The following is a 23688-nucleotide window of genomic DNA, read 5'->3' on the forward strand; positions in this document are numbered from 1 at the left end:
CGGCCCTACCGGCCCCACCGACCCCTCCGGCTCCGCCGCCGGCCCCGAGCTCCCCCTCGCCTCCGCCGGAGGCTGCGGCGACGGCTGTGCCTGCGGCGCGGACGCCGGAGCAGCGGACGCCGAAGCGGCGGACGCCGGGGAAGACGCCTACCTGGAGTGCGGACTCGACCCCGCCCTCGCGGCACTCCTGCTGGACTCGGGCCTCGACCCGGTGGAGGTCGAGGACATCGCCAACGTCGCCATCCAGGAGGACCTGGCGGGCGGCGTGGACGTGACGACCGTCGCCACCATCCCCGAGGAGGCCGTGGCCACGGGCGACTTCGCCGCGCGCGAGGCGGGCGTCGTGGCGGGCCTGAGGGTCGCCGAGGCGGTGCTGTCGATCGTCTGCACGGACGAGTTCGAGGTGGAGCGCCACGTCGAGGACGGCGACCGCGTGGAGGCCGGCCAGCAGCTGCTCTCCGTGACCACCCGCACCCGCGACCTGCTCACCGCCGAACGCAGCGCGCTGAACCTCCTGTGCCGCATGTCGGGCATCGCGACGGCCACGCGCGCGTGGGCGGACGCCCTGGAGGGCACGAGGACCGCGGTCCGCGACACCCGTAAGACCACGCCGGGTCTGCGCAGCCTGGAGAAGTTCGCGGTCCGCTGCGGCAGCGGCGTCAACCACCGCATGTCCCTCTCGGACGCGGCCCTGGTCAAGGACAACCACGTGGTCGCCGCTGGCGGCGTCGCCGAGGCCTTCACCGCCGTACGGGAACGCTTCCCCGACGTGCCGATCGAGGTCGAGGTCGACACCCTGCACCAGTTGCGCGAGGTCGTCGACGCGGGCGCCGACCTGATCCTGCTGGACAACTTCACCCCCGACGAGTGCGGAGAGGCGGTGGCCCTGGTGGCCGGCCGCGCCGCGCTGGAGGCCTCGGGCCGGCTGACCCTCGCCAACGCCAAGGCGTACGCCGACACGGGCGTCGACTACCTCGCCGTGGGCGCGCTCACCCACAGCTCCCCGATCCTGGACATCGGCCTGGACCTGCGAGCGGCGGAGTAGAAGCCATGCTGCTGACGATCGACGTAGGCAACACGCACACCGTCCTCGGCCTCTTCGACGGCGAGGACATCGTCGAGCACTGGCGCATCTCCACCGACCCGCGCCGCACGGCCGACGAGCTGGCGGTGCTCCTCCAGGGCCTGATGGGCACGCACCCGCTCCTCGGCGACGAGCTGGGCGACGGCATCGACGGCATCGCCATCTGCGCGACCGTCCCGTCGGTGCTGCACGAACTGCGCGAGGTCACCCGCCGCTACTACGGCGACGTGCCGGCGGTCCTGGTCGAACCGGGCGTCAAGACCGGCGTGCCGATCCTCACCGACCACCCCAAGGAGGTCGGCGCCGACCGCATCATCAACGCGGTCGCCGCCGTCGAGCTCTACGGCGGCCCGGCGATCGTCGTGGACTTCGGCACGGCGACGACGTTCGACGCGGTCAGCGCGCGCGGGGAGTACATCGGCGGGGTCATCGCGCCCGGCATCGAGATCTCGGTCGAGGCGCTGGGCGTCAAGGGCGCGCAGCTGCGCAAGATCGAGGTGGCCCGGCCGCGGAGCGTGATCGGCAAGAACACGGTCGAGGCGATGCAGTCGGGCATCGTGTACGGCTTCGCGGGCCAGGTCGACGGCGTCGTCAACCGCATGGCGCGGGAACTGGCCAAGGACCCGGACGACGTGACGGTCATCGCGACGGGCGGGCTGGCGCCGATGGTGCTGGGCGAGTCGTCGGTCATCGACGAGCACGAGCCGTGGCTGACGCTGATGGGGCTGCGGCTGGTGTACGAGCGGAACGTGTCGCGGATGTAGCCCGTGCAGGCAGGCGCCCACGGGGTGGGTGCCCGCACGGGACCGGCGAGCCCGGGTGCGGACGCGGACGCGGACGCGGACGTGGAGTGGCCCGAGGGCGACACGCACGGGTCGCGCACGGGTCGCGCGCTCGGCGCGCCGACGGGGGAGCGGCGCGCGGGTCGCGCGGCCCGCTGCCGACGGGGACGCCCGACTGCCCGCAGTGGCAGGGCGCACTGCCCGCCGCAGTCGGCAGCCGCACCGCCCGCAGCCGCAGCCGCACCGCGCACTGTCCGCAGCTGAGGCATGGCGCACTGCCAGCCGCCGCCGCACGGCACGACTGCCCGCAGTGGCGCGGGGCCGGTACGTGCGCCTGCATCCGGGCGGGTGAGGGGGCGGCGCCACACCCCCGTCCCCTATGCCGAGTTTGTCTGATTAGCGCGTATCGTCGCCGCATGCCCACGCCCTACGGATCCCGCGGCGGCATGGCGTTCGGTGCTCAGGAGCTGCGTGTGCTCCGGCGTGCCCTCGCCCTCGCCCTGAACCCCAGCCCCGTCACGGCGCAGGAGTCCCAGGACTGCCTCCGCCTCGCAGAGTCGCTCGACGAGGCGATGCGGGAGAGCGCCCGGCTGCGCGCCTTCCTGGTGGCCGACCTCGCCCGGTACCGCGCCGCACTCCCCGGCACCGCCACCGGCTACCTGGCGCTCCTGGACGAGGCGCTGGACGCCGGGCACCACCCGGACGCGGACGACCTCGCCGCCCTCGGCGCTCTGCGCGGCAACCCCGCGGCGGCCGCGCTGTACGCCCGCTGCGCACCCTCGGCCACCACGGTTCCGGCCCCCGCGGCCCCGTCCCGCACCGTCCCGGCCTCCGCGGTGACGCTGCCCGCCGCCCGCACCCGCACCCGCCTCCACGCCGTCCCCGGCGGTCAGCGGTCCGAGAAGCAGCCCGACCAGAAGCCGGCACAGAAGCCCCCGCAGAAGCCGGCGCCCCGCCCGGCCCCGGCGACGCCCAAGCGCCCCGTCCCCACCCCGGGCGAGGTCTTCCCCCGCCGCAAGCCCGCCCCGCCCGCCCCGGACTCCCGGCACCACCTCGCGGCCGGCTGAGCGGGCCTGGCTACCCTGGATCCATGGACTACGTCTCCGCGCTCCTGCCCCCGGCCGTGATGGCCGTGTTCTTCATCGGTGTGATCAGGGTGATCGTGAAGACCCAGGGCGGCGCCAACAAGGCCAAGGAGGACGCCGTGGTCGACGCCGCCCTCGCCCGGGCGGAGGGGGGCACCCGCCAGGCCTCCCCGCACCCCGAGGCCTGACCGAGGCTGCCTCCCGCGGCGTACGGCTCCCCGGCCTTCGAGGAGCCGTACGTCCCTTTTGTGCTCGTATGCAGGTGGACGGGTGCATCCGGGACGCGATCGCCCGGATCTGCCCGTATCGTTCGGAACGTGCCTCGCCCATTGGGAGAACTCGAAGACGCGGTCATGACGAGGGTGTGGAAGTGGAACCGCCCCGTGACCGTTCGAGAAGTCCTGGAAGACCTGCAACAGGAACGGTCCATCGCGTACACCACCGTGATGACCGTCTTGGACAATCTTCATCAGAAGGGCTGGGTGCGCCGCGAGTCCGAAGGCCGGGCCTATCGATATGAGGCGGTCTCCACCCGCGCCGCCTACGCGGCCGCGCTGATGAACGACGCCTGGTCCCAGAGTGACAACCCCGCCGCCGCCCTCATCGCCTTCTTCGGCATGATGAGCGAGGAACAGCGCGAGGCACTCAGAGACGCCATCCGTATCGTGCAGGGACCGGAAACCCCCGCGCCGGGCCCCGGCTCGGTACCGGGCGGCGGTGGGCGATAGCGTCCCCACATGTCAAATGCCATCACCGTCCGGCGGGCCCGCACCAGGGATGTGCCGGACGTACGTCGGCTCCTCGACACGTACGTTCGTGACCGCATCCTGCTCGACAAAGCGATGGTGACGCTTTACGAGAGCCTCCAGGAGTTCTGGGTCGCGGAACGGGACGACAACGCCGAGGTCGTCGGCTGCGGTGCGCTGCACGTGATGTGGGAAGACCTCGCGGAAGTGCGGACTCTCGCGGTGAAGCCGGGGCTGAAGGGCGTGGGCGTCGGGCATCAGTTGCTGGAGAAGTTGCTGGACACCGCACGCTGGCTCGGTGTTCGCCGCGTATTCTGTCTGACCTTCGAAGTGGACTTCTTCGGCAAGCACGGCTTCGTGGAGATCGGTGAGACGCCCGTGGACACCGATGTCTACGCGGAGCTGATGCGTTCCTATGACGAGGGCGTTGCGGAGTTCCTGGGTCTCGAACGAGTGAAACCGAACACCTTGGGCAACAGCCGGATGCTTCTGCACCTGTGATCGGGCGCCCGCACTGGGCGGGCACTGGGACACATGGGGCGTGCAGTGGCCGGGCGCCGCCATCCGCGTCCGACTTCGCCGGCGAACTTCGCAGGCGTTCGCCAGGTTTATTGCGCCGACACGGCGTTCACGGGTTCCCTATGTCCGAAACGCGCATGTTTTCGGTCGCGGGGCGGGCCGCCGGTCTCCACCGGGGTTTGTGTTTTTCCCGCAAAAGCGGTTTGCTTTCCGGCGTACTGCTGTAGTGCATATAACAAGGGGCGGCGATACGGCGGACGCCGACGGAGCTCCGGCCCTCACGTTATCGATGAAAGGAAATCCGGTGGCACAGAAGGTTCAGGTCCTTCTTGTCGATGACCTCGACGGCGGCGAGGCAGACGAGACCGTGACGTTCGCGCTCGACGGGAAGACGTACGAGATCGATCTCACCACTTCCAACGCGGACAAGCTCCGCGGGCTTCTCGAGCCCTACCTGAAGGGTGGCCGTCGCACCGGCGGCCGCGCCTCGGGCGGCCGGGGCAAGGCGCGCGCCTCCTCCGGCGGCAGCCAGGACACCGCGGCGATCCGCGCCTGGGCGAAGGAGAACGGTTACGAGGTCAACGACCGCGGCCGCGTTCCCGCGATGATCCGCGAGGCGTACGAGAAGGCCAACGGCTGATCACCCCGCCCGCGTCACGAGCCGGCGACGGCCCCGAGCCGTACCCGGTGGCACTGCGTGGCCAGCGTGCGGACGAGCTGTGCGAGGTCCGGGGCGCCCCCGACGCCCCCGAGGGCCGACAGCGCCGGCAGCGAGGCCTCTGCCTCGCTCCCCGGCTCCGGGGGCCGCAGCCAGCAGGCGGCCCCCCGCAGGCCGCCCGGCGCCCGCACACGCGGCACCACGGCGCCCGGGGCTGCGGCGCCCGAGTCCGGGGGGCCGCCGGGGCTTGCGGTGCGCGGGCCTGCGGCGCCCGAGTCGGCGGCGCCCGGGGTTGCGGTGCGCAGGTCTGCGGCGTCCGGGGCCGGGGCGTACGAGCCCGCGGTGGCGGCCGCCGGTGGCGGGGCCGTCATGAGGCCGCCCGCACCGACCGCCGTCAGGCCGAGCGGCAGCGAGCCCCACTCGAGCCACTCGAGGAGCCCGGGCAGTTCCTCCGCGCCGCCCGCCGCCACGAACAGCTGCATCCGGCCGCCCCGGACGGCCACCGGCATCCGGGACCACCGCGCGGCGGCCGCGCCCGACCGGCCGAGCCGCGCCAGCGTCGCGCGACCGGCGTCGGCCGGGACGTCCAGGACGTCGAAGCGGACCCCCACGCACAGCCGTACCGGAAGTCCGGGCGCCGTCGGCCACCCGAGGACACGCTCGTACCACCGCCGCACCCCTTCCCCGGAAGGGCACGGGAACGAGGTATCCCCGGAAGGGGACGGGGCATCCGCGCCCCACGCGCCTCCGGCCCCGGGCGGCCGGCGGGGCGAAGGCACGGCAGGGGCGACCGGCACCGGTGCGACCGGGGCTGCGGCGGCGGGTACCGGGGGCGGAGGGCCGGACATGCCAAGTGCAACAGCCGGAAGTGCGTCCGAGTTACGCTGAGTGGTGCGTCGGCTGCACTGTGTGCCGGGCGTGAGGGCGCGCGGGGGCGAGGGGAGGCGCGAGGTTGTTCGCCCGTAGCGGAGGGAACCGGTGTGTGTGGCATGGAGTGTCAGTCCACGCGGGTAAGACATCCCTAGTGGGAGGGGTCGACACGCAGTCCGGGCCGTCTCGCGTTCGCCATCGGCGTACTGGCGAGTGGGGTAAGTGCCTGGCCTGCGGGAACATCGTCTCGCACCATCGGGTTGTGGCAGATGTCGGCGTCAGGGGTCAGGAGGCCATCGACGGTGTCGGCAGTTGGAATGAGCGGTCCCCGCTTGCGGGACTAAGCTGCGGAAGGACAGGGAGGGGAAGTTCCCCTTACTGCCTGACCGCTCTGAGGAGCGATTAACGATGTTCGAGAGGTTCACCGACCGCGCGCGGCGGGTTGTCGTCCTGGCTCAGGAAGAAGCCCGGATGCTCAACCACAACTACATCGGCACCGAGCACATCCTCCTGGGCCTGATCCACGAGGGTGAGGGTGTCGCCGCCAAGGCCCTTGAGAGCCTCGGGATTTCGCTCGAGGCGGTCCGCCAGCAGGTGGAGGAGATCATCGGGCAGGGCCAGCAGGCCCCGTCGGGTCACATCCCCTTCACCCCCCGTGCCAAGAAGGTCCTGGAGCTGTCGCTCCGCGAGGCCCTCCAGCTCGGTCACAATTACATCGGCACGGAGCACATCCTGCTCGGCCTGATCCGTGAGGGCGAGGGCGTCGCCGCCCAGGTCCTGGTCAAGCTGGGCGCCGATCTCAACCGGGTGCGGCAGCAGGTCATCCAGCTGCTCTCCGGTTACCAGGGCAAGGAGACCGCCACCGCAGGCGGTCCTGCGGAGGGCACGCCCTCCACGTCCCTGGTCCTCGACCAGTTCGGCCGGAACCTCACCCAGGCCGCTCGTGAGTCCAAGCTCGACCCGGTCATCGGGCGCGAGAAGGAGATCGAGCGGGTCATGCAGGTGCTGTCCCGCCGCACCAAGAACAACCCGGTGCTCATCGGTGAGCCCGGCGTCGGCAAGACCGCCGTCGTCGAGGGCCTCGCGCAGGCCATCGTCAAGGGCGAGGTGCCCGAGACCCTCAAGGACAAGCACCTCTACACCCTGGACCTCGGCGCCCTGGTCGCCGGCTCCCGCTACCGCGGTGACTTCGAGGAGCGCCTGAAGAAGGTGCTCAAGGAGATCCGCACCCGCGGCGACATCATCCTGTTCATCGACGAGCTGCACACGCTGGTCGGTGCGGGTGCCGCCGAGGGCGCCATCGACGCCGCGAGCATCCTCAAGCCGATGCTGGCCCGTGGCGAGCTGCAGACCATCGGTGCGACCACGCTCGACGAGTACCGCAAGCACCTGGAGAAGGACGCGGCCCTGGAGCGCCGCTTCCAGCCGATCCAGGTCGCGGAGCCGTCGCTGCCGCACACGATCGAGATCCTCAAGGGTCTGCGCGACCGCTACGAGGCCCACCACCGCGTCTCCATCACGGACGAGGCCCTCGTCCAGGCGGCGACGCTCGCCGACCGCTACATCTCGGACCGCTTCCTGCCGGACAAGGCGATCGACCTGATCGACGAGGCCGGCTCCCGGATGCGCATCCGCCGGATGACCGCGCCGCCGGACCTGCGCGAGTTCGACGAGAAGATCGCCGGCGTGCGCCGCGACAAGGAGTCCGCGATCGACTCGCAGGACTTCGAGAAGGCCGCCTCCCTCCGCGACAAGGAGAAGCAGCTCCTGGCCGCCAAGGCCAAGCGGGAGAAGGAGTGGAAGGCCGGCGACATGGACGTCGTCGCCGAGGTCGACGGCGAGCTGATCGCCGAGGTCCTCGCCACGGCGACCGGCATCCCGGTCTTCAAGCTCACGGAGGAGGAGTCGTCCCGCCTGCTGCGCATGGAGGACGAGCTCCACAAGCGGGTCATCGGCCAGGTCGACGCCGTCAAGGCGCTGTCCAAGGCGATCCGCCGTACCCGGGCCGGCCTGAAGGACCCGAAGCGTCCCGGTGGCTCGTTCATCTTCGCTGGTCCGTCCGGTGTCGGTAAGACCGAGCTGTCCAAGGCGCTGGCCGAGTTCCTCTTCGGTGACGAGGAGGCGCTGATCTCCCTCGACATGTCGGAGTTCAGCGAGAAGCACACGGTCTCCCGCCTCTTCGGTTCGCCCCCCGGCTACGTGGGCTACGAGGAGGGCGGCCAGCTGACGGAGAAGGTGCGCCGCAAGCCGTTCTCGGTCGTCCTCTTCGACGAGGTCGAGAAGGCCCACCCGGACATCTTCAACTCGCTGCTGCAGATCCTGGAGGACGGTCGCCTGACCGACTCCCAGGGCCGGGTCGTGGACTTCAAGAACACGGTCATCATCATGACGACCAACCTCGGCACCCGGGACATCTCCAAGGGCTTCAACCTCGGCTTCGCCGCCGCGGGTGACACCAAGTCGAACTACGACCGCATGAAGAACAAGGTCCAGGACGAGCTGAAGCAGCACTTCCGGCCCGAGTTCCTCAACCGCGTCGACGACGTGGTCGTCTTCCCGCAGCTCAGCCAGGAGGACATCCTGCGGATCGTCGACCTGATGATCGACAAGGTCGACGAGCGCCTCAAGGACCGGGACATGGGCATCGAGCTCTCCCAGTCCGCGAAGGAGCTGCTGTCCAAGCGGGGTTACGACCCGGTGCTGGGCGCGCGTCCGCTGCGCCGCACGATCCAGCGCGAGGTCGAGGACACCCTGTCGGAGAAGATCCTCTTCGGCGAGCTGCGCCCCGGCCACATCGTGGTCGTGGACACGGAGGGCGAGGGCGACACCGCGACCTTCACCTTCCGCGGCGAGGAGAAGTCGGCCCTGCCCGACGCCCCGCCGATCGAGCAGGCGGCCGGCGGCGCCGGCCCGAACCTGAGCAAGGAGGCGTAGCCCTCCGGGGGTGAGCCCGGAAAGGGGCCGGTGCCGTTGGGCACCGGTCCCTTTCGTGTGTGCTCAGGTCTCCTCCAGTGACACGTTCGCATGGGGAAAGAGCGAGGCCAGTCGGTCGAGGTCGGTGTGTGCGCCGGGGGCGGCCTGGAGCTGGACGTTGCCGACGTTGGGCAGAGCGACCGGTTGTGAGAAGAAGGGCTCGTTGCCCCGAAGACCGGTGAGTGTCAGCCTGGCCAGCCTGGGCAACCGGGCGATCTCGGCCCAGTCCGCCGCGTCGAGCGAAGCGGTGACGTTCACATCGAGCAGCTCCAGCGTGCTCCAGGTGGACAAACCCCGAAGACCGGTGGTGCCGGTGGTTCCCGAACCGAGCCACAGTGCTTTGAGGGGTGCGGCTTGGGGCAGGGAGTCGGTCAGCCGACTGCCTGAAAGTTGCTGCCCTGTCAGGAACAGGGTCTGTAGTGAACCCATGTTTCGCAGACCGGTCAGCTGAGCGCAACGCCCGACCGTCAGATGTTCTATCGTCCTAGGCAGTACGCAGAGGTCGAGTGGCGACGGACAGAGGACCAGGGAGAGGCCACGCAAGGCCGTGAAGGCGGACAGTTCGTCCAACCGGACAAGGGCGCTGTTGCTCATGATCCTCAGTTGTTCGACGCCATCTGGTTCCGCCGTGCAACCGAGGATGTCGGACGCGCTGTGTGGTCCGTTGAATGACAGTCCGCTCCAGGGACGCATAGTGGAGATCGCCGCACGCTGCTCGCTCGTGCGGCACGTCAGTTGGAGTCCCCAGCGGTCGAGGTGGTCCAAGACCTCCACCGCGTAGTCCCGCGCGTCGAACCGCTCCCACGTCCCCACCAACTGCCGCCGCACATCGAGATCCGCGTGCTCACGGAACCTGCGCAGCACGGCGAGCGCTCCGTCCTGCTCGTGCTCTGCCAGCAGCGAGGCCGTCACCGTCACGCCGTGGGCCTGGGCGTCCGTCAGTCCCGCCGGGCCCGGCAGCAGCTCCAGGACCAGGGGTCCCGCCTCCGCCAGTGCCTTCGCGTCCTCCGTCGATGCCGGCGGGATCAGCGCCCCCGCCCGTGCCTCCACCTCCGACCGTACCGCCGGGTCGAGCGCGGTCGCGTGTTCCAGGCAGGCGAGGGCGAGCAGCGTCAGCCGCGGGGTGTCCTCCGCGAGCAGCGCGCGCAGCAGCGTCGCACGCTCCCCGGGCCGGGCGTGGGCCACGGCCATGCGGATCACGTCCTCCCACTGGGTGTCGCCCGCGTGGCCCGCGAGGACGTCGAGGTGGCCCTCCTCGACCGCGTACCGGGCGCCCAGGTAGTCCTGGAAGGTGCGGTGGACGAAGTCCAGCACGCCCTCGGCGGGCTGCCGCAGCAGCCCGCTGCGCAGGACCAGGGCCCGCAGGACGGTCGCCGCGTCGCCCTGCCCCGCCGCCGACGCGACCGACGGCAGCGCGCGCTCCACGATGCCCTCGGCCGTCCCCGCCTCCATCTCCGTGCGCCCGCTCAGCACCAGCGCGTACGCCAGCCGCTGGAGCAGCTCCAGTTGGGCCTCCTCGCTCAGCTCCACCGCCGCCATGCCGCGCTCCCGGTCCCGGCGGGCGAGCAGCATCGTCAGGGCGGCCTCGTACAACTCCTTGCGGCCCGTGGGGAGATAGCCCCGGCGTTCGCGGTGCAGGGCGCAGATCAGGCCGCACATCAGGGGGTTGGTGGCGAGGCGGGCGAGGTCGCGTTTGGTGCGCAGGGCGTCCAGCAGGTCCGCCTCGTACTCGGGCGCCCGGGCGGCGGCGTGCCAGCGCCGTACGAAGGTCGTGACGTCGGCCCGGCGCATCGGGGTCAGGGACAGCTCCCGGAAGCCCTCGGCGGCCAGCCAGTCGGGGCGTACGGCGGTGGGTCGGGAGGTGAGCAGCCAGCGGTTGCCGGGGAAGGCGCGGGCCAGGGCGAGGAGCCAGTCGCGGGCGCGGTGCCGGTCGGCGGCGGGGATCTCGTCCAGGCCGTCGACGAGGACCAGGCCCCGGCCGGCGCCCAGCACCCGTTCCGCCCAGCCCTCCGGAGGGGTGAGCGGACAGCCCACCGCGGTGAGGAAGGCCGCGGGCGCCGGGAGGGTGTCCGCGCGGACGAGGGTGCGCAGCGGCAGGACGTACGGGATCCGGTCGCCGTCCCGGGACGTGGTCACCGCAAGCCACTGCACCAGCGTCGTCTTGCCGGACCCCGCGTCACCGCGCAGCAGCACCCGGTCGTGGGTGAGCAGGGCGTCCTCGGCGGGGAGCCGGACGGTGCGTTCCGGTTCGGCGTGCTCCCCCGGGAGGGACGTGCGGTCCTCCTCGGCGGTCGCCTCCAGGCTCAGGTAGGCGACTTCGAGGGGCCAGCGGTCGGGGGAGTCGCGGAGGTCGATGCCGTAGATGGTGATGCGGTTGTGCTGCTCGGCCACGTACCGCAGGTACCGCCGCTCGAAGTCCGTGTCCCGGGCGTCCGGGCGGGGGACGCGGGTGATCAGCTCGTCGACCTTGGCGATCAGCTCGGCCTGGCCGCGGGTCTGGGCGACCAGGGTGCGGGCGACGAAGGTGGAGCGCCGGGTGAAGAACTCCAGGATGTGCAGGCAGGCCCACTCGGTCGCCGAGTCGAGGAAGTAGCGGGCGTCCGGGGACAGTCCGGTGGTGGTGGCCGCGGGCGCCCCGCAGCGGAGCTGCCTGGCCAGCTCCGCGTGCCCGAGCCGGACCGCCTGGACGTCGTCCATGTCCAGGTCGCCGAGGGCGAGCAGCCGGGCGGCGAGGGCGTCGGCGACGGCCGTCTCCTCGTCGCGGGGGAAGGGCGGTTCGCCGGGGGAGTCCAGGGAGTCCGCGACCAGCCGGCCCGCGAGGCCGCGCACCTCCTTCTCGCCGAGGGTGCGCTGCTCGCCCCGGAAGGACACCAGGTGGGTCAGCCGGACCGGTCGGTCGACCAGCCCGGCGCCGGGCCCGCCCGTCGCGAAGAGCTTCTTCACCAGCGGGGCGACCAGGCTGGACGCCAACTTCCCGCCGAGTACCGCCGGTTCCATGTGCCACCCCCGTGGACGGTCTGCGTAGTCCACGGGAGCCTATCGGCGTCGGGCAGGGCCGGTCAGGACAACTGGCCCTCGTAGTCCGGCAGCTTGAAGGTCTTCTCGGCATGGCCGCCGGAGAGGTCGGTGGCGCTGTTGCCGATGTTCGCGATGATCGTGTAGCCCCGCGACTCGATCCCGGCACGCTGCGCGGTCTTGTACTCGGCGACGTCCCGGAACAGGTCGAGGAACCCGCGGACGTACAGGCCGGAGGACTCGTAGCCGGCGTGGGCGAGGTTCCACTCGGTGGGCGCCTCGATGATGCCCGGACGGGCGGTCACGAAGAAGAGGGCGACGCCGTGCTCCTGGGCGTACTGGGCGGCCTCCAGGACGGGCCGGTTGGCGGGCTGCGGGTAGCTGAAACCGAAGTCGGTCTCCAGGGAGGTGTTGTCGATGTCGAGGACGATCGCCTGCTTCTCGCCGGGGGCGGTGTCGGCGATGCGCTCCTTCAGGTACGGCAGCGCCGCGTCCATCACGGCCCGGCAGTCCCGCTGCCACGTGTCGTAGTCGACGTCCGCGGCGGCGGCCGCCGTGACCGGCGTGATCGCGGCGCGCGGTGCCCCGGCGGGGGCGGCGACGGACGGCGTGACCGTCGCGGTGAGCGCCGCGGTGGTGACGGCAGCGATCCCGAGCGTCCGCACGAACGTGCGCCCGGCCTGTCTGGTCTGTCCGTACTGGTCGGTCATGGGGGGTGGAGTCCTCTCATGCCTGCGCGGATGCCTGACGGCGTCAAAGTTGTCGCGTGCATGCTTGCGCCAGCAAGTGGCCGGACGGCAACGATTGGGTTACTGGGGAGTAGTCACTCCGAGTGCTGTGACGCGGGCCATGTTCCGGGCCCGGGTGAACGCCCTTGTGCGGCGGGCGGGTTAACCGTGACGGCACCCGTTCGGGAGTAGCCCCCGTCACATTCACCGGGTCTTCGATCATGGCCTCCGGTGACATGAGGCACAGGGTGTCCGGGGGGTACTACGGGGAATAGTGGAAGCCGCAAGAAGTGGCAAAAGGGGCATAGTGCAATGCGGCGGCGGCCGGGCCCCGGGGGCCTGAACTGCTTTTGTCCGTTATGGCGGCACTGTCAGGTGCTGGGAAGTTTCGGAGTCAAGTACTACATAGGGTCGTAGGTCACACCTTTGTGTGGTTTGGGGTCGCCGCGTTACCAAGGTGGAGCCCGCCCGGTGAGCGCCTTGAGTGTCCGCCGCAGGGGCAACCCTCTGATCCCGTCCCCATGAGGTTCGAATGTTTCCGCGTGTCACGACCCGTCCTGCCCGTACGACCCTCCGCACCCGCGCCGCGGTGATGGCCGCCGGCCTCGGTGCCTCGGCCGCACTGGGGGCCGGCGTCGCCGCCGCCACCGGCACCACGGCGACGGCCGACAGCTCCACGGCGAGCGCCGTCCAGGCCCAGGCCGAGGCTCAGGCCAAGGCCGCGAAGGCGGAGAAGGCGGACGCGAGCACGAAGCAGACCACCGCCAAGAAGAAGGCCGCCTCCTGGGTGGACCCGGTCAAGAAGTACAAGCTGAGCGCCGGCTTCGCGCAGAACGGCGGCATGTGGGCGAGCAAGCACAGCGGCCAGGACTTCGCCGTGCCGATCGGCACCAACGTCGTCGCCACGCACGGCGGCACCGTCGTCAAGGCCGGCGGCAACGGCGCCGGTGACGGCCCCGCCTACGGCAACGCCGTCGTGATCAAGCACGGCAACGGCACGTACTCCCAGTACGCGCACCTGTCCAAGGTCAACGTGAAGGCCGGGCAGGTCGTGAAGACCGGCCAGTCCATCGCCAAGTCCGGCAACACCGGTAACTCCAGCGGCCCGCACCTGCACTTCGAGATCCGCACGACGGCCAACTACGGCTCGGCCGTCGACCCGGTCGCCTTCCTGCGCGACAAGGGCGTGACCGTCTGACGGGCCTGAGTGCCTGACGGTCCGAGGAGCAGGGCTACGCGCCCGCCGCCTCCCGGTGCTCCCGGTGGGACCGGTGTGCCTGGGTGACCAGATCGGTGGCGACCTCGAGAACAGCAGCGCGCTGTTCCTCGAGGTCGCCTTCGAGGTCCCGCAGCACGAACATCCCGGCGTGCATCGTGAAGAGCGCGCTCACGCAGCGGACCTGGTCCACCAGGTCCGCCTCGGGGTCCATGAGGATGTCGCGCAGACCGAACATCCGGGTCTTGAACATCTCGCCGATGCGCAGGTCCCGTACCGTCGCCTGGTTCTCCTGCATGAAGCGGAACAGGGGCGCCGCGCCCGCCAGCGCCGCGCTGTAGCGACGGATGATCTCCTGCTTCGTCTCCAGGGTGTGCGGCTGCTCCCGCCCCCAGGCGATCAGGTCCTCAAGCGGCCGCGAGAGATCCTCGAAGATGCTGACGAGGATCTCTTCCTTGGTCTTGAAGTGGTAGTACAACGCGGCCTTGGTCACGTCCAGGCTCTCGGCGATCTCGCGCAGCGAGGTCTTCTCGTACCCCTGCTCCGCGAAGAGTTCGAGCGCCACGTCCTGAATGCGCTGGCGGGTGTCCCCGCGGCGTCGTTGCTGCTTGGTGCCGTTCATCGTGCCGCCCATCCTCCTACGCACCTCCTGCCCCGCGCACTTTCCACAAAACTTACTTGACGCCCGGCAAGTTACGCGTCTACCTTCCCCAGTGTAGACAACTTGCCGGTCGGCAAGTAAGCGATCTCGCACAGGGTACGGCGCACAGCGGCGGCTGGGGGCTGGGGGAGTAGGAACGATGGCGGAGACAGTGGAGGCGGCGACCGGCGACGCCGGTGCCGTGAAGCAGCCGAGGAGCGTACGGGTCGTCCTGCTCGCCCTCATGATCGCGATGATGCTCGCGATGCTCGACAACATGATCATCGGTACGGCGATGCCCACGATCGTGGGCGAGCTGGGCGGCCTGGAGCACCTCTCCTGGGTCGTCACCGCCTACACCCTCGCGACCGCGGCCTCGACCCCGCTGTGGGGCAAGCTCGGCGACATGTACGGGCGCAAGGGCTCGTTCATGTCGTCGATCGTGATCTTCCTGATCGGCTCGGCGCTCAGCGGCATGGCGCAGGACATGGGCCAGCTCATCGCCTTCCGCGCCGTCCAGGGCCTGGGCGCCGGCGGCCTGATGGTCGGCGTCATGGCGATCATCGGCGACCTGATACCGCCCCGGGAGCGCGGCAAGTACCAGGGCATGATGGCCGGCGTCATGGCGCTGGCGATGATCGGCGGACCGCTGGTCGGCGGCACCATCACCGACCACTGGGGCTGGCGCTGGTCCTTCTACATCAACCTGCCGCTCGGCGCGATCGCGCTGGTCGCCATCAGCGCCGTACTGCACCTGCCGAAGAAGCGCAGTCAGGCGCGGATCGACTACCTGGGCGCGGCTCTGCTGACCGTCGGTATCACCGCCATCGTGCTCGTCACCACCTGGGGCGGCACCGAGTACGCCTGGACCTCCGCGCGGATCATGGAGCTGATCGGCATCGGCGTCGCCTCGCTGGTCGGGTTCGTGTTCTGGCAGACCAGGGCCGCCGAGCCGATCGTGCCGCTGCACATCTTCCGCAGCCGCAACTTCACGCTGATGTCCGGCATCGGTTTCATCACCGGCTTCGTGATGTTCGGCGCCACCCTCTTCCTGCCGCTGTACCAGCAGGCGGTGCAGGGCGCGTCCGCGACCAACTCCGGGCTGCTGCTCCTGCCGATGCTGGGCGCGATGCTGGTCACCTCCATGGTCGCGGGGCGTATCACCACCAACACCGGCCGCTACAAGGTCTTCCCGGTGGCGGGCGGCGCGCTGATGACGGTCGGCCTGTTCCTGCTGTCGACCATGGACACCGACACCACCCGCTTCACCTCCGGCCTCTACATGGCCGTGGTCGGGCTCGGCATGGGCTGCCTGATGCAGATCACCATGCTGGTCGCGCAGAACAGCGTGGAGATGAAGGACATGGGGGTCGCGTCCTCCTCCACCACCCTCTTCCGCACCCTCGGCTCGTCCTTCGGTGTCGCGATCATGGGCGCGCTCTTCAACCACCGCGTCCAGGACGAGATGACGGAGCGGGCCGGCGCGCTGGGCTCCAAGGTGACCGAGCAGTCGGCCCAGCTGGACGCGGCCAGCCTGGCCAAGCTGCCGGAGGCGGCCCGCGAGGCCTACCAGCACGCGGTGTCCTCCGGTACCCACGGGGCGTTCCTGCTGGGCGCCGCGGTGGCGGTCCTCGCGCTGGTCGCGGCGGTCTTCGTCAAGGAGGTCCCGCTGAAGGGCACGGGCCCGCAGCAGGCCGACGCCCCGGCCGACGGCGACGACGACACGGCCACGGCGAAGGCGCCGGTGACCGAGGCGGTCTGACGACGACCTCCACCCCAAGGCCTCCGGGCGGTCTCCTGCCGCCGCCCGGAGGCGCTGCCGGTCAGGAGCCCGGCGGCTCCGCCACGCCGCCGCACTCGAACCACACCGTCTTGCCCCGCCCGTCGGCGTACGGCGTCACACCCCACCGGTCGGTCACCGCGGCGACGATCACCAGTCCGCGCCCGCCCTCGCCCAGCGCGTCGGCGTCCCCCACGGCCGGCAACTCGGGGTACCCGTCGGCGACCTCCACGCGCACTCCGCCGGGCTGGAGCAGGAAGCAGACCCGGCAACGCCGCCCGGGCACGTGCCGTACGACGTTGGCGACCAGCTCGGTGAGCGCCAGCTCGGCGGCCTCGGCCACGCCGGACAGGCCTGAGCGGACCAGGTACAGCCGCAGCACGCGGCGCAGGTGCCCGGCCGAGTGCGCACCCATCGCGAACTCGGCGTGGTACTGACTCTCGACGTCCGCCGCCTGCGGACCAGTTACGTGATTCACGCCACAATCCTGGAACGCGCTGCGTACGCTCGACTACGCAGAGAAACGAACGCCGTCCGGCGTTGCCGTGCGTAGTCCCGGAGTGAGGTGCCGCAGTGGCCAACATCCAGTCCCTCGACCCGACCGCTTCCCCGCTCGACTACTACGGCTGGGAGCTGCGCCGCCAGCGCGAGGCCCACGGCCTCAAACAGGGCCAGCTCGGCGACATCATCTTCTGCACCGGCTCACTGATCGGCCAGATCGAGACCACGAAGAAGGTCCCGACCAGGGACTTCTCCGAGCGCGTGGACGTCGCCCTGGGCACGGACGGCCTGTTCTCCCGCCTGATCGGCCTGGTCCTGCGCAGCCAACTCCCCACGTGGTTCCAGCCATACGCGGAGATGGAGGCGAACGCGGCGTACATCTCGACGTACCAGGCGCAGCTGGTCTACGGGCTGCTGCAGACGGAGGAGTATGCGCGGGCGGTGCTGGCTACGGGCAGGCCGGGACAGCTGGACAGTTTGTTGGCCGCGCGTCTGGAACGCCAGCGCATCCTCGACTGGGAGAAGCCCCCCGTGGCTTTGGTGATCCTGGATGAGGCCGTACTCCACCGGCCGGTTGGCGGCGATGAGGTAATGAGGCGCCAACTGGGCCACCTGTTGAAGCTCACCCGGCACCGCTGGTTGCGTATCCAGGTGCTGCCGCTGTCCAGCGGCGAACACCCCGGCCTCGAAGGGGCGTTCACCATCTTCCGTTTTGATGACCATCCGGACGTGTTCTACACGGAGGACATGATGTCCGGCCACATGACGGCCAACCCGGACACCATCAAAGAAGCCAACCTCAATTACGCTCACTTGCAAGCGGCCGCCCTCTCGGTGAAGGATTCGGCGGCGCTGATCGCCCGCGTAATGGAGGAACGCTATGCAGACCGGACCGAGCGAGACCCAGTGGCGTAAGTCCAGCTACAGCGGCCCCAATGGCGGCGAATGCGTCGAGGTCGCCGACGGCTGCCCCGCCGGTTCCGTGCCCGTGCGGGACAGCAAGGACACCGCGGGCCCGGTCGTGACCGTCGGCGCCCGTGCCTGGCAGACCTTCGTCGACGGTCTGGTAGGTAGCGGCACGTGAAGCCACCGGAGCTGAGCCGCGCGGTCGAGGCGGGGCGGGCCATCGCCGTGGAGCTGGGTCTGCGGGTCGACGACGTGGTCGTCGTCCACGACTCGGACCGGGTCGCGCTGCGCCTCGTTCCCTGCGAGGTGCTGGCCCGGGTCGCACCGTCGGGGACGCTCGCCGAGGCCGAGTTCGAAGTACGGGTCGCCGACCGGCTCGCCGCCGTCGGCGCTCCGGTGGGCGGGCTCGACCCCCGGGTCGACGCCCGGGTCCGGGTGCGGGACGGCTTCGCCGTCTCGCTCTGGACGTACTACGAACCCGTGGGACCCGTGGGAACGGAGATCGCGCCCGCCGACTACGCGGACGTACTCGCGCGGCACCACGCCGCCCTGCGCCGGATCGACCTGGACGGCGTACCGCACTTCACCGACCGGGTGGCCGTCGCGTCGGGAGCGGTGGAGGACGGGGAGCAGTCCCCGGAACTGACCGACGCCGAACGGGAGTTCCTCGGCGGCACGCTCCGCGCCCTGCGCGACGCGATCGGCTTCGACACGGCCCGCGACCAGTTGCTGCACGGCGAGCCGCATCCGGGCAACCTGCTGAACACCAAGCGGGGGCCGCTCTTCGTCGACCTCGCCACCTGCTGCCGGGGGCCGGTCGAGTTCGACCTCGCCCATGCGCCCGAGGAGGTGGCGGAGTACTACCCGGGGGCCGACCCCGACCTGCTGCGCCGCTGCCGGGCCCTGAACTGGGCCCTGTTCTCCGCCTGGCGCTGGCGCCGGGACGACCAGATGCCCGACCGGGACCACTGGAGAGCGGAAGGGCTCGACCGGGTACGTGCCGCACTCGACGGCCGCCGGGTTGGCTGACGCGGGCCTCTGGACGCTGGGCCCGGCGTCAGCGCTTCGGCATCCCAGCGTCGGTCTGGTCCGGCAGCATCTGGTGGCTGCCCGTGTTCGTCGGTGCGTGTTCCGGCAGCCACAGGACCGCGACCGCGCCCTCGGCCGGTTCGTCGGGGGGCGCCCCGACCGGTCGTACGTTGCGGAAGGTGAGGCGGGCGCCCAGCACCCGGGCCTGGCCGGCCGCGATGGTCAGGCCCAGCCCGTGCCCGTGCCCGGCCCGGTCCGTGCTGCCGGTGCGGAAGCGGCTCGGCCCCTCGGCGAGGAGGTTCTCGGGGAAGCCGGGGCCGTGGTCGCGGACCCGGATGACCCGGCCCTCCACGCTGACCTGGATGGGCGGGCGGCCGTGCCGGGCGGCGTTGGCGAGCAGGTTGAACAGCACGCGCTCCAGGCGGCGCGGGTCGGTCGTGACCTCCGACTCGTGGATCACCCGCACCTCGACGGCCGGGTCCTTCGCTGCCACCCGCCGGGACACGAAGTGGCCGAGCATGATGTCCTGCAGCTCGGCGCGTTCCGAGGCCCCGTCGAGCCGGGCCACCTCCAGGACGTCCTCGACGAGCGTGCGCATCGCCTTCGCCCGGTCCAGGACCAGCTCGGTCGGCCGGCCCGGCGGCAGCAGCTCGGCGGCGGTGAGCAGGCCGGTCACCGGGGTGCGCAGCTCGTGCGCGATGTCCGCGGTGACCCGGCGTTCGGCCTCGATGCGCTGCTGCAACGCGTCCGCCATCGCGTCCACGGCCCGCGCGACGTCGTCGGTCTCGTCCCGCAGGACGCCGCCGATGGCGTCCCGCACCCGGACGTCCGGCTCGCCGTTGGCGACCTGGTTGGCCGCGGCCGCCGCCTCGCGCAGCCGGCGCGACAGCTGGCCGCCGATGAGCACGCCGAGCGCGCTGCCGCCGAGGACGACCGCGATGGAGCCGATGACCAGGGCCTGGTCGAGGTCCTTGAGGATGTCCGCGCTGCGGTCGGTGAAACCGGAGTGCAGCGACATCACGTGCCCGTCCTTGAGCGGCACGGCGGCCCAGATGTCCGTTACCCCGTCGGCCCGCTCGGAGACGTACGTGGCCCGGCGTCCGGCCTCGGCCTTGCGGCGCAGCTCCGGCGGCAGCTCGGGGTCGTCGATCTTGGCGTTCGGGAAGTTCAGGCGCCCGGACAGCTCGTAGTTGCGCTGCGCGATCAGCACCCGGTCGTCCGCGAGGTCACGGGCGTTGTCGAGCATCGACACCCGGGCCGCGTTGTGCACGACCAGGCTCAGCGCGACCGCCACCAGCGCGCCGACCAGCGCGATCGCCGCGCTGAGCTTCCAGCGCAGCCCGGTGCGGATGCCGCGACCGCGCAGCAGTCGGCGGAGTGCGCCGGCAGCACCTGCATCACCGGCGGTATCGGCAGCACCGGCGGGTCCACCCGTACCGCTGGACCGCGCTGTCCCGTCTGCCCCACCCGTCCCGTCGGGCCTCCGCGCCCCGCGGGACCCGCTGGACTCGCCGGAACCGGGAACGTCGTTCGGGTGCCCCGGAGAGGAGGCGGTCCGGTGTCGCAAGAACCCCCGCATATCCCTGTGTCCCCGCCGTCCCCGCTCAGGCCTTCAACTTGTAGCCGAAGCCGCGGACCGTCTCGACCCGGTCCTGGCCGATCTTGGTCCGCAGCCGCTGCACGTGCACGTCCACGACGCGGGTGTCACCGCCCCAGCCGTAGTCCCACACGCGTTCCAGCAGCCGGTCGCGCGACAGTACCGTGCCCGGCGCCGTGGAGAACTCCAGCAGCAGCCGCATCTCCGTCGGGGTGAGCGCCACCGGCCGCCCGGCCCGGCGCACCTCCATGCCCTCGGTGTCCACCTCCAGGTCGCCGAAGGTGAGCACCCCGCCGTCCGCCGCGCCGTCGGCCTCGGCCCGGTCGTCACCGGCGGCGTGACCGAAGCGGCGCAGCACGGCCCGGATCCGGGCGACCAGGACGGCCCCGTCGAAGGGCTTGGTGACGTAGTCGTCCGCGCCCGCCTCCAGGCCCAGGACGACGTCGATGGAGTCAGCCCGCGCCGACAGCATGATCACCGGCACCGTGGACTCGTCGCGGATGCGGCGGCACAGGCTGACGCCGTCGAGGCCGGGGAGCATGACGTCGAGGAGCGCGATGTCGGGACGGTCGGCCCGGAACGACTCCAGGCCCGTCAGCCCGTCGGGCATCGCGGTGACCGCGAACCCGTCCCGCTCCAGGGCGAGCTGGGTGGCCTCGCGGATGACGTCGTCGTCCTCGACGAACAGGACGTGGGTCTGGTCTGGCATCCGGGGTGTTCTCACTCCTCGTTGGCACGGCCGGCGCGGGTTCGGTCAGCCCTCCGGCTCCGGAACCGCGGTGGGGACGTTGCCCGCGGTGTTGCTGTAGTCGTTGTGGGTGCGGTACTTCTCCGCGAACCGGCCCGACGTCCAGCGGTACGTGATCACGTTCTCGCCGGACGGGCTGGAGACCGGATCGCCCCTGTCGTACACCTGCTTCGTCACCACCAGGTCGCCGCGGTCGATCTCCGCGTAGACCGGAGGCTCCTCCGCCTTGAACACATTGTGGTACGCGCCGTCCTCCTCGCGGTACACGTAACTCCCCACACCCACCGCGTCACCGCACGTCAGCACGTTGACGACGACGTCCTCCGCAGCGCCCGGGGTCAGCTCCCCGTACGACACGTCGACGGGGTACTCGTCGGCGACGCACGGCCTCAGCTCGCGCTTGACCTCCGAGGAGACCTGGGGATCGGACTGGACCAGCCGCACCGCGTCCACCCGGTCGGGAACCTTCGACGGGGACGCCGAGGGCGAGGAGGAAGAGGCGGCGCCGCCCACCGCGTCGGCGTGGGCCGGGCCCTCGTCGCGGGCGCCGGTGCCGCCCGCTCCGCAGCCGGACAGGCACACGCCGAGGGCGACGAGCGCGGCCGTCGCCGTACTCGTCGCCTGCGTGCGCCTCCGGCGTCTGCCGGGTTGTTGTCGACCGACGGTCAGGCCGCGCAACGCTCCCTCTCCCCACGCTCCAGCGCCCGTGCGTCCAGATCGCGGGCGACCAGCTCCTCACGGAGCCGGGCGAGCGCCCGGTGCAGCGTGCTCTTGACCGTACCCGCCGACATGCCGAGGGCGGCGGCGGTCTCCTCCGTTGACATCTGCTCCCAGTGTCGCAGCACCACAACGCTGCGCTGCTTCGGGGCGAGAACCTTCATGACGTCCATCAGCAGGGCGCGGTCCGCGTGCTGCTCGGTGGAGTCCTCCACGCAGGGCTCGGGGAGCTGCTCCGTCGGCACTTCCTCCAGCTTGCGCGCCCGCCACCACTCGGTCCGCGTGTTGATCATGACGCGGCGCAGATAGGCGTCGGCGAGCCGCTTGTCCTCGATCGTCGACCAGCGGCGGTACGTCCGTGCCAGCGCGGTCTGCAGCAGGTCCTGCGCGTCGATGGGGTCCGGGACCAGGCGACGGGCACTGCGCAGCAGCGCGTCCTGCCGGTTGCGGACGTACTCCTCGAACTCGAGCACCTCGCCCTGCGCCATGGTCGACCGCCTTCCATCCCCGAACTCCGGCGGCTGGTCGCCGCCGGCCCACTGCCAGTGGTCCGTAGTCGTGCTGTGCCACCGGGGCACACAAACGAAGGTAGGGAAGCGTTGTCACGGCGCTGTGCGAAGCAGCCTGCGACAAACCCTCGGCTGTCCGTCGGTTGTGTAACGGAAGTAGGAAACGGGTAAGGCGGCACACCGCTTGATCGTGCAATGGGGTGATTTACACCCCGGCCGGAATCGTCCGACCGTGACCGGGACTATGACGGGGCGTGTGACCGGGAGTGGGGTGGGACCTGTTGACGGCGGCTCCGTACGCCGACGCGACCGCGGCTGTGGCTCAGGTCAGCTCGGCTCGGCTCAGCTCAGCTCAGCGGCAGCCGGTACAGACCGTCCGCGAGGGGCTCCACCAGGCCGTCGGAGACGAGGCCGTCCAGGGCGCGGGCGCGCTGGACCGGTTCGTGCCAGACCTGGTCGAGCGCCGCCTGCGGCACGGGACCCGGCGCCTCCCGCAACACCGCGAGCAGCCTGCCGCGCACCTGCCGGTCGGTGCCCGCGTAGGTCTGCCCCCGCCGCGGCGGCCCGTCGTGCGCGGGCTTTCCCGCCTGCCGCCAGGCGCACTGGGCGGCGATCGGACAGCGGTGGCACGCCTCGTTCTTCGCCGTGCAGACCAGCGCGCCCAGCTCCATCGACGCGGCGGCCCAGCGCGCGGCGCTCGCCTCCTCGTCCGGCAGCAGCGCCCGCGCCAGCTTCCGTTCGGCGGCCGTGGTGGCGTTCGGCGGGTACTGGACGCCGGTGACCGCGCGGGCGAAGACCCGGCGGACGTTGGTGTCCAGCACCGCGTGCCGCTGGCCGTAGGCGAAGGAGGCGACCGCGGCGGCCGTGTACTCCCCGATGCCGGGCAGTGCCAGGAGCTGCGCGTGGTCCGTGGGTACGTCGCCGCCGTGCCGTTCCGTTATGGCGGCGGCCGCGCCGTGCAGCCGCAGGGCACGGCGCGGATAGCCGAGCCGCCCCCAGGCGCGCACGGCCTCGCCGGGCGCCTCGGCGGCCAGGTCGGCGGGGCGCGGCCAGCGGGCCAGCCACTGCTCGTAGACGGGCAGGACGCGGCTCACCGGCGTCTGCTGGAGCATGAACTCACTGACCATCACGCCCCAGGCGCCGGCCTCAGGTCTCCGCCAGGGCAGGTCACGGGCGTGCTCGTCGAACCAGTCGATGACGGGGGCGTGCAGCGGCGCGCCGGACACGGCCCGTCCGTCCGCGGCGGGGCCGGAGGGGCCGGCGGGGAGGGAGGGCCCGGAGGGGTCGCTGTGCGAGGGCTTCGTGGGAGCAGTCATGACCCTCCGATCCTGCCACGGAAGGCCCGCCGCACGGGCGCACCGCCACCCGGTGGCGAGCGTGACCCTGACGACGATCAGAAACCCGCGATCAGAAACCCGCGATCAGAAACCCACGATCAGAAACCCACGATCAGAATCCTGGCGATCTGAACCCTGGCGATCAGAACCCCTGACGATCGGCAGGGGTGGGGGTGGGCCGGGGGGAGGGGGGCAGGGGTGTGGTGGGGGGGGTGGGGTGGGGGGGTTGGGTTGGGGGGGTTTTGGGG

At 71.3% G+C, this 23688-nt stretch carries 23 protein-coding genes; 13 read left to right on the top strand and 10 right to left on the bottom strand.

What is annotated here, in order from left to right:
* The 7 genes from nadC to HZS56_RS31705 all read left to right on the top strand — a co-directional run.
* Positions 1 to 1045, top strand: a 1045-nt coding sequence (gene nadC, locus HZS56_RS31675; protein ID WP_216724251.1) for a carboxylating nicotinate-nucleotide diphosphorylase, incomplete at its 5' end; no start/stop codon positions are given.
* Between the two features lie 5 nt (positions 1046 to 1050).
* A complete protein-coding gene (locus tag HZS56_RS31680; RefSeq protein WP_216724252.1) occupies positions 1051 to 1848 on the top strand; it encodes a type III pantothenate kinase in 798 nt (265 codons plus the stop codon).
* Between the two features lie 434 nt (positions 1849 to 2282).
* Positions 2283 to 2933 (top strand): hypothetical protein, encoded by a 651-nt coding sequence (locus tag HZS56_RS31685; protein ID WP_216724253.1) that lies wholly within the window; start codon positions 2283 to 2285, stop codon positions 2931 to 2933.
* Between the two features lie 23 nt (positions 2934 to 2956).
* A complete protein-coding gene (locus tag HZS56_RS31690) occupies positions 2957 to 3139 on the top strand; it encodes a hypothetical protein (protein WP_216724254.1) in 183 nt (60 codons plus the stop codon).
* Between the two features lie 141 nt (positions 3140 to 3280).
* Positions 3281 to 3679 carry a BlaI/MecI/CopY family transcriptional regulator gene (locus HZS56_RS31695; RefSeq protein ID WP_216724255.1) on the top strand — a complete coding sequence of 133 codons (399 nt, stop codon included), beginning with the start codon at positions 3281 to 3283 and terminating at the stop codon, positions 3677 to 3679.
* A gap of 9 nt (positions 3680 to 3688) precedes the next feature.
* Positions 3689 to 4198, top strand: a complete 510-nt coding sequence (locus HZS56_RS31700; protein WP_216724256.1) for an amino-acid N-acetyltransferase — start codon at positions 3689 to 3691, stop codon at positions 4196 to 4198.
* Positions 4199 to 4520: 322 nt separating this feature from the next.
* Positions 4521 to 4856, top strand: a complete 336-nt coding sequence (locus tag HZS56_RS31705; protein ID WP_216724257.1) for a histone-like nucleoid-structuring protein Lsr2 — start codon at positions 4521 to 4523, stop codon at positions 4854 to 4856.
* A 14-nt stretch (positions 4857 to 4870) separates the two neighbouring features.
* Here HZS56_RS31705 and HZS56_RS31710 read toward each other — a convergent pair whose 3' ends face one another.
* A complete protein-coding gene (locus HZS56_RS31710) occupies positions 4871 to 5722 on the bottom strand; it encodes an SCO3374 family protein (RefSeq protein WP_216724258.1) in 852 nt (283 codons plus the stop codon).
* A 430-nt stretch (positions 5723 to 6152) separates the two neighbouring features.
* On the opposite strand from HZS56_RS31710, the gene HZS56_RS31715 reads away from it, so the two are divergent.
* The gene (locus tag HZS56_RS31715) at positions 6153 to 8678 is read left to right on the top strand and encodes an ATP-dependent Clp protease ATP-binding subunit (protein WP_216724259.1); all 2526 of its coding nucleotides are present in this window, start codon (positions 6153 to 6155) and stop codon (positions 8676 to 8678) included.
* Between the two features lie 63 nt (positions 8679 to 8741).
* On the opposite strand, the gene HZS56_RS31720 is transcribed toward HZS56_RS31715, so the two are convergent.
* Together HZS56_RS31720 and HZS56_RS31725 are read right to left on the bottom strand one after the other, a co-directional pair.
* Complete coding sequence (locus tag HZS56_RS31720) at positions 8742 to 11714, bottom strand: NACHT domain-containing protein (RefSeq protein ID WP_216724260.1); 2973 nt, start codon at positions 11712 to 11714, stop codon at positions 8742 to 8744.
* Between the two features lie 62 nt (positions 11715 to 11776).
* The gene (locus tag HZS56_RS31725) at positions 11777 to 12442 is read right to left on the bottom strand and encodes an HAD family acid phosphatase (RefSeq protein WP_216724261.1); all 666 of its coding nucleotides are present in this window, start codon (positions 12440 to 12442) and stop codon (positions 11777 to 11779) included.
* A 550-nt stretch (positions 12443 to 12992) separates the two neighbouring features.
* On the opposite strand from HZS56_RS31725, the gene HZS56_RS31730 reads away from it, so the two are divergent.
* Complete coding sequence (locus HZS56_RS31730; RefSeq protein WP_216724262.1) at positions 12993 to 13658, top strand: M23 family metallopeptidase; 666 nt, start codon at positions 12993 to 12995, stop codon at positions 13656 to 13658.
* A gap of 34 nt (positions 13659 to 13692) precedes the next feature.
* On the opposite strand, the gene HZS56_RS31735 is transcribed toward HZS56_RS31730, so the two are convergent.
* Entirely contained in the window at positions 13693 to 14310 is a 618-nt protein-coding gene (locus HZS56_RS31735; RefSeq protein WP_216724263.1) for a TetR/AcrR family transcriptional regulator, read from the bottom strand.
* A 166-nt stretch (positions 14311 to 14476) separates the two neighbouring features.
* Here HZS56_RS31735 and HZS56_RS31740 point away from each other — a divergent pair, with 166 nt between their 5' ends.
* The gene (locus HZS56_RS31740; protein WP_216724264.1) at positions 14477 to 16078 is read left to right on the top strand and encodes an MDR family MFS transporter; all 1602 of its coding nucleotides are present in this window, start codon (positions 14477 to 14479) and stop codon (positions 16076 to 16078) included.
* Positions 16079 to 16139: 61 nt separating this feature from the next.
* Here HZS56_RS31740 and HZS56_RS31745 read toward each other — a convergent pair whose 3' ends face one another.
* Positions 16140 to 16511 carry an ATP-binding protein gene (locus HZS56_RS31745; RefSeq protein ID WP_216724271.1) on the bottom strand — a complete coding sequence of 124 codons (372 nt, stop codon included), beginning with the start codon at positions 16509 to 16511 and terminating at the stop codon, positions 16140 to 16142.
* Positions 16512 to 16669: 158 nt separating this feature from the next.
* Between HZS56_RS31745 and HZS56_RS31750 the strand changes: the two genes are divergently transcribed.
* Genes HZS56_RS31750 through HZS56_RS31760 form a run of 3 tightly spaced genes read left to right on the top strand, consistent with a single transcriptional unit; the run spans position 16670 to position 18532 of the window.
* Complete coding sequence (locus HZS56_RS31750; RefSeq protein ID WP_216724265.1) at positions 16670 to 17512, top strand: helix-turn-helix domain-containing protein; 843 nt, start codon at positions 16670 to 16672, stop codon at positions 17510 to 17512.
* Positions 17478 to 17681: a DUF397 domain-containing protein gene (locus tag HZS56_RS31755; RefSeq protein ID WP_216724266.1), complete on the top strand. Its 204-nt coding sequence runs from the start codon at positions 17478 to 17480 to the stop codon at positions 17679 to 17681. Before HZS56_RS31750 ends, HZS56_RS31755 begins: the two co-directional genes overlap by 35 nt.
* The gene (locus HZS56_RS31760) at positions 17678 to 18532 is read left to right on the top strand and encodes a phosphotransferase (protein ID WP_216724267.1); all 855 of its coding nucleotides are present in this window, start codon (positions 17678 to 17680) and stop codon (positions 18530 to 18532) included. Before HZS56_RS31755 ends, HZS56_RS31760 begins: the two co-directional genes overlap by 4 nt.
* A gap of 28 nt (positions 18533 to 18560) precedes the next feature.
* Here HZS56_RS31760 and cseC read toward each other — a convergent pair whose 3' ends face one another.
* The 5 genes from cseC to HZS56_RS31785 all read right to left on the bottom strand — a co-directional run bounded on the left by cseC (position 18561) and on the right by HZS56_RS31785 (position 23419).
* Complete coding sequence (gene cseC, locus HZS56_RS31765; protein ID WP_216724268.1) at positions 18561 to 20111, bottom strand: two-component system sensor histidine kinase CseC; 1551 nt, start codon at positions 20109 to 20111, stop codon at positions 18561 to 18563.
* Positions 20112 to 20136: 25 nt separating this feature from the next.
* Entirely contained in the window at positions 20137 to 20838 is a 702-nt protein-coding gene (gene cseB / locus HZS56_RS31770; protein WP_216724269.1) for a two-component system response regulator CseB, read from the bottom strand.
* A gap of 45 nt (positions 20839 to 20883) precedes the next feature.
* Complete coding sequence (locus HZS56_RS31775; protein WP_216724270.1) at positions 20884 to 21555, bottom strand: hypothetical protein; 672 nt, start codon at positions 21553 to 21555, stop codon at positions 20884 to 20886.
* Positions 21543 to 22082: a SigE family RNA polymerase sigma factor gene (locus HZS56_RS31780; protein ID WP_216724272.1), complete on the bottom strand. Its 540-nt coding sequence runs from the start codon at positions 22080 to 22082 to the stop codon at positions 21543 to 21545. The genes HZS56_RS31775 and HZS56_RS31780 overlap by 13 nt, the downstream gene beginning before the upstream one ends.
* Before the next feature lie 368 nt (positions 22083 to 22450).
* Positions 22451 to 23419 (bottom strand): iron-sulfur binding domain-containing protein, encoded by a 969-nt coding sequence (locus HZS56_RS31785; RefSeq protein WP_253915224.1) that lies wholly within the window; start codon positions 23417 to 23419, stop codon positions 22451 to 22453.
* Positions 23420 to 23688: the final 269 nt, after the last annotated feature.

The organism is Streptomyces mayonensis, assembly GCF_018982965.1.
In the GTDB taxonomy this organism is placed as follows: Bacteria; Actinomycetota; Actinomycetes; order Streptomycetales; family Streptomycetaceae; genus Streptomyces; species Streptomyces mayonensis.